The organism is Actinosynnema sp., assembly GCF_052038725.1.
Window position 1 is genome coordinate 1 of sequence record NZ_JBQGCX010000489.1, and the last position, 7324, is coordinate 7324.

At 71.9% G+C, this 7324-nt stretch carries 8 protein-coding genes; 6 read left to right on the forward strand and 2 right to left on the reverse strand.

What is annotated here, in order from left to right; translation table 11 throughout:
• The 3 genes from ACTUAL_RS09855 to ACTUAL_RS09865 all read left to right on the forward strand — a co-directional run.
• The coding region (locus ACTUAL_RS09855; protein ID WP_440900048.1) for a hypothetical protein at nucleotides 1–481 on the forward strand (481 nt) is incomplete at its 5' end.
• A 196-nt stretch (nucleotides 482–677) separates the two neighbouring features.
• On the forward strand, nucleotides 678–1490 hold the full coding sequence (locus ACTUAL_RS09860) for a hypothetical protein (protein ID WP_440900049.1): 813 nt from the start codon (nucleotides 678–680) through the stop codon (nucleotides 1488–1490).
• A gap of 311 nt (nucleotides 1491–1801) precedes the next feature.
• Nucleotides 1802–2458, forward strand: coding sequence for a DUF2461 domain-containing protein (locus tag ACTUAL_RS09865; RefSeq protein ID WP_096496399.1), 657 nt, complete (start codon nucleotides 1802–1804; stop codon nucleotides 2456–2458).
• A gap of 124 nt (nucleotides 2459–2582) precedes the next feature.
• On the opposite strand, the gene ACTUAL_RS09870 is transcribed toward ACTUAL_RS09865, so the two are convergent.
• On the reverse strand, nucleotides 2583–2942 hold the full coding sequence (locus ACTUAL_RS09870) for a VanZ family protein (RefSeq protein ID WP_440900050.1): 360 nt from the start codon (nucleotides 2940–2942) through the stop codon (nucleotides 2583–2585).
• 85 nt (nucleotides 2943–3027) lie between these two features.
• On the opposite strand from ACTUAL_RS09870, the gene pyk reads away from it, so the two are divergent.
• The 3 genes from pyk (at nucleotide 3028) to ACTUAL_RS09885 (ending at nucleotide 5758) form a co-directional block, all read left to right on the forward strand.
• Nucleotides 3028–4452: a pyruvate kinase gene (gene pyk, locus ACTUAL_RS09875; RefSeq protein WP_096496398.1), complete on the forward strand. Its 1425-nt coding sequence runs from the start codon at nucleotides 3028–3030 to the stop codon at nucleotides 4450–4452.
• A 15-nt stretch (nucleotides 4453–4467) separates the two neighbouring features.
• Nucleotides 4468–5400, forward strand: a complete 933-nt coding sequence (gene tesB / locus ACTUAL_RS09880) for an acyl-CoA thioesterase II (protein ID WP_198320563.1) — start codon at nucleotides 4468–4470, stop codon at nucleotides 5398–5400.
• A 178-nt stretch (nucleotides 5401–5578) separates the two neighbouring features.
• Entirely contained in the window at nucleotides 5579–5758 is a 180-nt protein-coding gene (locus tag ACTUAL_RS09885; protein ID WP_440900051.1) for a hypothetical protein, read from the forward strand.
• A 31-nt stretch (nucleotides 5759–5789) separates the two neighbouring features.
• Here ACTUAL_RS09885 and ACTUAL_RS09890 read toward each other — a convergent pair whose 3' ends face one another.
• Entirely contained in the window at nucleotides 5790–7178 is a 1389-nt protein-coding gene (locus ACTUAL_RS09890; protein ID WP_440900052.1) for an aminotransferase class V-fold PLP-dependent enzyme, read from the reverse strand.
• Nucleotides 7179–7324: the final 146 nt, after the last annotated feature.

Below are 7324 nucleotides of genomic sequence, written 5' to 3' on the forward strand. Positions count from 1 at the left end.
GGCGCTGGTGGCCGCGCGCGAGGACCTCCCCGACGACCTCCTGGAGGCGTTCGCGGAGGACGGGGACGTGGTCGTGGTCAAGGCCGTGATCGCGAACCCCGCGCTGCCCGAGGACCGCCTGCGCGCCCTCGCGGACCGCCACGGCCCCCGCCTGCACCAGCGCCTGGCGCACAACCCGAACTGCCCGCCCGACCTGCTCGACCGCATGGCGCGGGACCCGGAAACCCCGAGGAAGGCGTACCGCGCGATCGCCGCCCACCCCAACGCCGGACCGGAGACCCTGCTGCGCTGCCTGTCCGACGAGCGCGCGGCGGAGGAGGCGGCGTCCCACCCGAACCTGCCCGCGTCCGCGTTCCCGGTCCTGCTGGCCGACGACGCGCCCTGGAACGCCCTCAGCCGCGCCGCCGCGAACCCGGTGCTGCCCGTCGAGCTGATGGCCGAACTGCTGAACCCGGCCCAACCCGCCTGCGTCGAACGGTAGCCCGACGCCTCCTTTCGGAGGCGCGCCACCGGGGCCGTGAGCAGGACCGCGCCCCTCGAAGAATGGGCCGCTTGGACCTCCCGGAACTGGTTACCGTGATTTCACGATGGGCTGGAACGGAACGTCGGGGGTTCTTGTGCTCAAAGGCTTCCTCTCCCGGATCGGCGATTGCCTGACGCGTGAGGACGCGCGCCCGGTGATCAGATCGGTGGCCGCCGCCGCGCTGCTGTCCGCAATTCTCGGGTTCGTCCTCGGAGATGGCTTGGTGCAAGCGATCTCGGTCGCGCTCCTGGTGTCGCTGGCGCTGTGCTCGGTGCTGCTGCTGATCGGCGGTCTCGGTTCCCTGCGCCGCGAGGCCGACGCGCACCGCGGGCTCGTCCTGCGCTACGTGAAAGCGATCCTGGACCACGAGGGGCTCCCGTACCGCTTCATCAAGTGGGAGGAGTCCTCGGTCATCCGGAACAGCAGGGGCGATTCGCTCGACACCACCACCATCCGAGCCGAGGTGACCGAGAGCGGAATGCTGTTCATGCGCCTGGCCTTCGGCTCCGGGTGGCCGCAACCCTCCCGGCACCGGGGCAAGGTGCGGTTGCGGGTGCGCAAGCTCCTGATCGGTGACCGGCCCGGCGTGAACCTGGAGCGCACCGTCCAGTGGCTGGGGGACGGCAGGCTGCGCCTGGTCATCCACTTCGCGGAACCGCCGCGCGTCGGCGAGGAGATCTCCGTCGTGGTCGAGTGCGACTGGCCGGGCAAGTCGATGCCGTTCATGCGCGAGGGGAAAGCGGACAAGTTCACGTTCCGGTTCGGCAGGCCGGTTCCCTACGCGAGATATCAGGTCACCCTGCCCGAGGGGGTCGACGCCGCGTTCGAACCGTTCGGGTTCTCCGAGCACGACGAGGGGGTCCACTGGGGCAGGGCGACCGACGAGCGGGGGCGCGCGCGGTTCTACGTCGACGGCGTCGACGTGGTGGCGCACCGCGAACTAGGGATGCTCCTGCAGATCAGCTGAAGGCGTGAGATCGCCTGAGGGCACGGCGGACGACGGCTCAGTCGCCGTCGCCGTCGCCGCCCGCGCCGCCACGTGCAGTCTTCACGTCGAAGTCCTCTCGATAAATGCGGAAAAGTTTCACTGGCCGCGCGTTCGGCACAGGGGTTGCCGCAAACGCACCACAAAGCCTACCCATTTGATGTGGAATAAATGCACGAGGGTCCGCTTGCCCGATGAGGTGAACTGCCGCTCGCCCGGTGGGGGCCTGTGGCGCGCATCCCGTCGCCCAGGGTTTGCGCTAACCACCCGAACCGGCGAAGTAGGCTGTGCCCATGGAATTCCGCGGGTTCGGTGAGTACGCGATCGACTTCTTCGACGGGCTCGTGGCCGACAACTCCAAGGCCTACTGGGAGGCCAACAAGCACACCTACCACTCCGACGTCCGCGACCCCATGCGCGCCCTGCTGGCCGACCTGGAGGCGGAGTTCGGGGCCGGGAAGGTGTTCCGGCCGCACCGGGACGTCCGGTTCAGCAAGGACAAGACGCCGTACAAGACGCACTGCGGCGGCGTGGTCGAGTCCGGGCGGGGCGGCGGGGCCTACTACGCGCAGATCAGCCCCGAGGGGCTGATGGTCGGCGGCGGGTCGTTCGCCATGGCGTCCGACCAGCTCGCGCGCTACCGCGAGTCCGCCGCCGACGAGCGCCGGGGCGAGGAGCTGCGGGCCGTCCTGGACAAGCTCGTCGCGGGCGGCTGGGAGATCAGGGGCAACCGGCTCAAGCGCGCCCCGCGCGGCGCCGACCCCGAGCACCCCCGGCTGGAGCTGCTCAAGCACCGGTCGATCTACGCCGCGAAGGTCTGGGGGCCGGACGACGTGCTGCACGAGCGCGAGTGCTTCGACCGGGTCCTCGGGGCCTGGCGCGAGCTGGTGGCGTTCAACGAGTGGTGCGCCGACCACGTCGGCGTCACCGAGGTCGGCTTCCGGCGCTGATCCGGGAAACCGCTCCGCAGGCGCCGCCCGAAGGCGCCGCCCGAAGGCGCCGCTCCGGTCCCGGACGTCCGAACCCCTGGAACGTCCGGGACCGGAAGTCTTCCCGAGCCGGGGGAAATCCGCGCTAGCGCCCGCCCGCACCCCCTCGAACCCGCCCTGCCCGGTGGCCCGGCCGCCGGTGCAGCAGCCACCCCAGCCCGATTCCCGCGACGTCCGTCACGGCGTCCGCCACGTCCCCGGAGCGCCCCAGGCCGGTCAGCAGGTGCTGCGCCACCTCGGACAGCCCGGCGTACGCCACCAGCCCCGCCAGCGCCGCCCCGCGCGGCAGCCGGGCGTGCAGCGCGGTGAGCGCCAGCAGCGCGAACAGGACGGCGTGCACCACCTTGTCCGTTCCGGGCGGCGAACCGGGCACGCCCGACGCCGGGGTGAACAGAATGATGACGCTGAGCGACAGCGCGGTCACCAACGGAAAGAATCTGGCCATCACACCGGGGATTTTCCCTGTTTCGAGCGGATTACCGCCGGGTACATCCTGATCGGTCCAGTCAGCAGGGCTAGTCTCTTGGAACGTGAGTCGACGCGCGAAGATCGTCTGTACCCTGGGCCCCGCCACCGCCACCGCTGACAAGATCAACGAGCTGGTTGCGGCCGGTATGGACGTGGCAAGGATGAACTTCAGCCACGGCAGCCACGCAGATCACAAGCAGGTCTACGACCTGGTGCGATCCGCGGCGGAGGCCTCGGGTCGGGCGGTGGGCGTTCTCGCCGACCTCCAGGGCCCCAAGATCAGGCTCGGGCGCTTCGCCCACGGTCCCGTCGAGTGGCGGACGGGCGACGTCGTGCGGGTGACCGTCGAGGACGTCGAGGGCACCCACGACCGGGTCTCAACCACCTACAAGGAGCTCGCCAAGGACGCCAAGGTCGGCGACCGGCTGCTCGTGGACGACGGCAAGGTCGGCCTCGTCGTGATCGAGGTCGACGGTCCGGACGTCGTCTGCGAGGTCACCGAGGGCGGCCCCGTCAGCAACAACAAGGGCTTGTCCCTGCCCGGCATGGACGTCTCCGTCCCCGCCATGTCCGAGAAGGACATCGAGGACCTGGAGTTCGCCCTCAGCCTGGGCGTGGACTTCATCGCCCTGTCCTTCGTCCGCTCGCCCGCCGACATCGACCTGGTCCACCAGGTCATGGACCGGTCGGGCAGCCGCCGCCTCCCGGTGATCGCCAAGATCGAGAAGCCGGAGGCGGTGGACAACCTGGAGGCCATCGTCCTGGCCTTCGACGGCGTCATGGTCGCCCGCGGCGACCTGGGCGTCGAGCTCCCCCTGGAGTACGTGCCGCTGGTGCAGAAGCGGGCCATCCAGATCGCCCGCGAGAACGCCAAGCCGGTCATCGTGGCGACCCAGATGCTCGACTCGATGATCACCAACTCCCGGCCGACCCGCGCGGAGGCCTCCGACGTGGCGAACGCCGTGCTCGACGGCGCGGACGCGCTGATGCTGTCCGGCGAGACCAGCGTCGGCCGCTACGTCATCGAGACGGTCCAGACGATGAGCCGGATCATCGAGCACGTCGAGACCGAGTCGACGACCGTGCCGCCGCTGACCCACGTCCCGCGCACCAAGCGCGGCGTGATCTCCTACGCGGCCCGCGACATCGGCGAGCGCCTCAACGCGAAGGCGCTGGTCGCCTTCACCCAGTCCGGCGACACCGTGCGGCGGCTCGCCCGCCTGCACACGCACCTGCCGCTGCTCGCGTTCACGCCCGAGCAGAGCGTGCGCGCCCAGCTGTCGCTGACCTGGGGGACCGAGACGTTCCTGGTGCCCAGGGTGGAGTCCACCGACGAGATGGTCCGCCAGGTGGACGCGTCGATGCTGTCCATCGGGCGGTACCAGGCGGGTGACCTCATGGTGGTCGTGGCGGGCTCCCCGCCCGGTACCGTGGGGTCGACGAACCTCATCCGGGTCCACCGGCTCGGTGAGGAAGACCACGCCTGACCACTGGAGATAGACGTGACCGAGGCTGCCCGTGCCGCCGCTGCCGCCGGATTCCCCACAGAGGGGCCGCTGGACACCGACGGCGTGCCGCACGGGCAGCCCGTGCTCGACCGCCTCGTGGCGCTGCTCGACCTGGAGCGCATCGAGGAGAACATCTTCCGCGGGGTCTCCCCGGCCGAGTCGCCGGTCCGGGTGTTCGGCGGCCAGGTCGCCGGGCAGGCGCTGGTGGCCGCCGGGCGGACGGTCCCGCCGGAGCGCCGGGTGCACTCGCTGCACTCGTACTTCATCCGGCCGGGCGACCCGCGCATCCCGATCGTGTACGAAGTGGACCGCATCCGCGACGGCCGCTCGTTCACCACCCGCCGGGTGGTGGCGGTGCAGCGCGGCAAGGCCATCTTCTCCCTGTCGGCCTCCTTCCAGAGCGAGGAGCCCGGCATGGACCACCAGGAGCCGATGCCGGACGTCCCCGCGCCGGACACCCTGCCCGACTACGCCACCGCCGCCGAGGGCTACCTCGACAAGGCGGGCGCGATGGCGCGGCTGCCGCGCCCGATCGACCTGCGGTACGTGACGACCCCGCCGTGGAAGGCCCGCGACAGCGGCCCCGCCGAGGCGCGCAGCCAGGTGTGGATGCGGGCGGACGGCAAGCTCCCCGACGACGACCTGCTGCACGTGTGCGTGCTGGCGTACGCGTCGGACATGACGCTGCTGGACTCGATCCTGGTCAGGCACGGGGTGTACTGGGGCACGGACAACGTGCTCGGCGCGAGCCTGGACCACGCGATGTGGTTCCACCGCCGCTTCCGGGCCGACGAGTGGTTCCTGTACGACTGCGCCTCGCCCTCGGCGTCCGGCGCGCGAGGGCTGGCGACGGGGCGGTTCTTCAGCGCGGACGGGGAGCTGGTGGCGACCGTGGTGCAGGAGGGGTTGCTGCGGGTGATCAAGTGATCACGCTGTGCTGTGGACCACTCCTGGGGTGATGAGGGGAGGTGGAAGGCGATGACCGCGATGCCCTACCCCGATCACCTGCTGAGCTTGGAGGAGTGGGACGCGCCCGAGGCACCAGATCGCGATCCACCGCCTCACCGCGCGGCTCAACGAGGCCGTCCCGGACGACCTCTACGCCGTGCACGAGGTCGACGTGCTGATCAACCCGGCGCCCCCGGTGACCGTGCGCGCGCCCGACGTGGTCGTCGTGCCGAGCGCCCGCCTGGACGGGGAGCCGGTGGCCTCGGGCAGCGGCAAGGTGGAGCTGGCGAGCCCGTTCCCGCTGGTGGTCGACCTGGCGGAGCTGCTGCGGCGGTGACCGGGGGCGGCAGTCCGGCCACCGCGCCGCCTCACACCGCCGCGCGCAGCGCCTCCCACAGCGCCCGCACGTGCCGCTCCCGCGTCCCGATCGCCCCCACCGCCACCCGCGCCACGTACCGCCCGCCCACCACCGCGTGCGTCAGGTACGCCTCACCGCTCGCGTTCACCGCCTCCACCGCCCGCCTGGTCGCCCCCTCGTCCCCGCGCACCGCGATGACCAGCAGCGACAGCGTCCTGGGCGTCACGACCTCCCACCTCGGGTCCGCCTCGACCCACCCCTCCAGCTTCCGCGCCAGCTCCACGTGCCCGCGCAGGTGCGCCCGCACCCCGCTCAGCCCGTGGGTCCGCAGCGCAGCCCACAGCTTCAGCGCCCGGAACCGCCTGCCCAGCGGCACCTGCCAGTCGCGGTAGTCCACGACCGCGCCCGACTCGGTCGCCGGGTTGCGCAGGTACTCCGGCAGGATCGTCAGCGCGTCCACCAGCACGTCCGGCCGCGAGGTCCAGAACAGGGACGCGTCGAACGCCGTCAGCAGCCACTTGTGGGCGTTCGCGCAGTACGAGTCGGCCAGTTCCAGGCCGTCCAGCATCCCCCGGTGCTCCGGGCACACCGCCGCCGCGCCCGCCCACGCCGCGTCCACGTGCAGCCACACCCCGCGCCGCGCGCACACCTCGCCGATCGCCCGCACCGGGTCGACCGCGCCGGTCCCGGTGGTGCCGACGGTCGCGCACACCAGCACCGGCCGCCTGCCCGCCGCCACGTCCGCCGCGATCGCGGCCTCCAGCGCGTCCGCCGACATCGCCAGGTCGTCGCCGGTGGGAACCGCGCGCACCGCCTCCTCGCCGAGGCCCGCGATCCGGGCCGCCTTGGCCAGCGACGAGTGCGTCTGCGAGGACACGTAGATCGTCTCCGACCCGTCCACCCCGGCCGCCCGCCACTTCCCGCCCGACGCCCGCTGCAGCGCCGCCACCAGCGCCACCAGCGCGGCCGACGACGCGGTGTCCTGGATGACCCCGCCGCCCAGGAACGACTCGGGCAGGCCCATCGCCGCCACGAGCTGGTCCATCAGCACCTGCTCCAGCTCGGTGCACGCGGGCGAGGTGGCCCACAGCATCCCCTGCACGCCGAGCCCCGTGGAGACCAGGTCGCCGAGCACCGACGGCAGCGACGCGTTCGCCGGGAAGTACGCGAAGAACGACGGGTGCTGCCAGTGCGTCGTGGCGGGCACCACCACGCGGTCGACGTCGGCGAGCACCGCGTCGAACGGCTCCGGCTCCTCGGGCAGCTCGGCGGGCAGCCGCTCGCGCACCCACCCCGGCTCCACCTGCGCCAGCACCGGCAACGACTCCAGGCGGGAGCGGTAGTCGGCGATCCAGTCGACGACCTCGTGCCCCGCCCGGCGGAACTCCTCTGCGTCCATGGCGGCCAAACCTAGGGGGACGTTCTGGTTATCGTGGCCCCGGCCCGCCGTCTCCTGAGCGGAACCGACCACTGCCAGGAGGATTGGGATGCGGACACCGCACGAGCCCGGCGCGGCGACGGTCGTCGCGGCGCAGCGCGGCGAGG

Bases quoted from the DNA above. Each gene is read 5' to 3' on its own strand.
- ACTUAL_RS09865 (WP_096496399.1), top strand. From the start codon at position 1,802: ATGGAATTCCGCGGGTTCGGTGAGTACGCGATCGACTTCTTCGACGGG.
- ACTUAL_RS09870 (WP_440900050.1), bottom strand. From the start codon at position 2,942: ATGGCCAGATTCTTTCCGTTGGTGACCGCGCTGTCGCTCAGCGTCATC.
- ACTUAL_RS09890 (WP_440900052.1), bottom strand. From the start codon at position 7,178: ATGGACGCAGAGGAGTTCCGCCGGGCGGGGCACGAGGTCGTCGACTGG.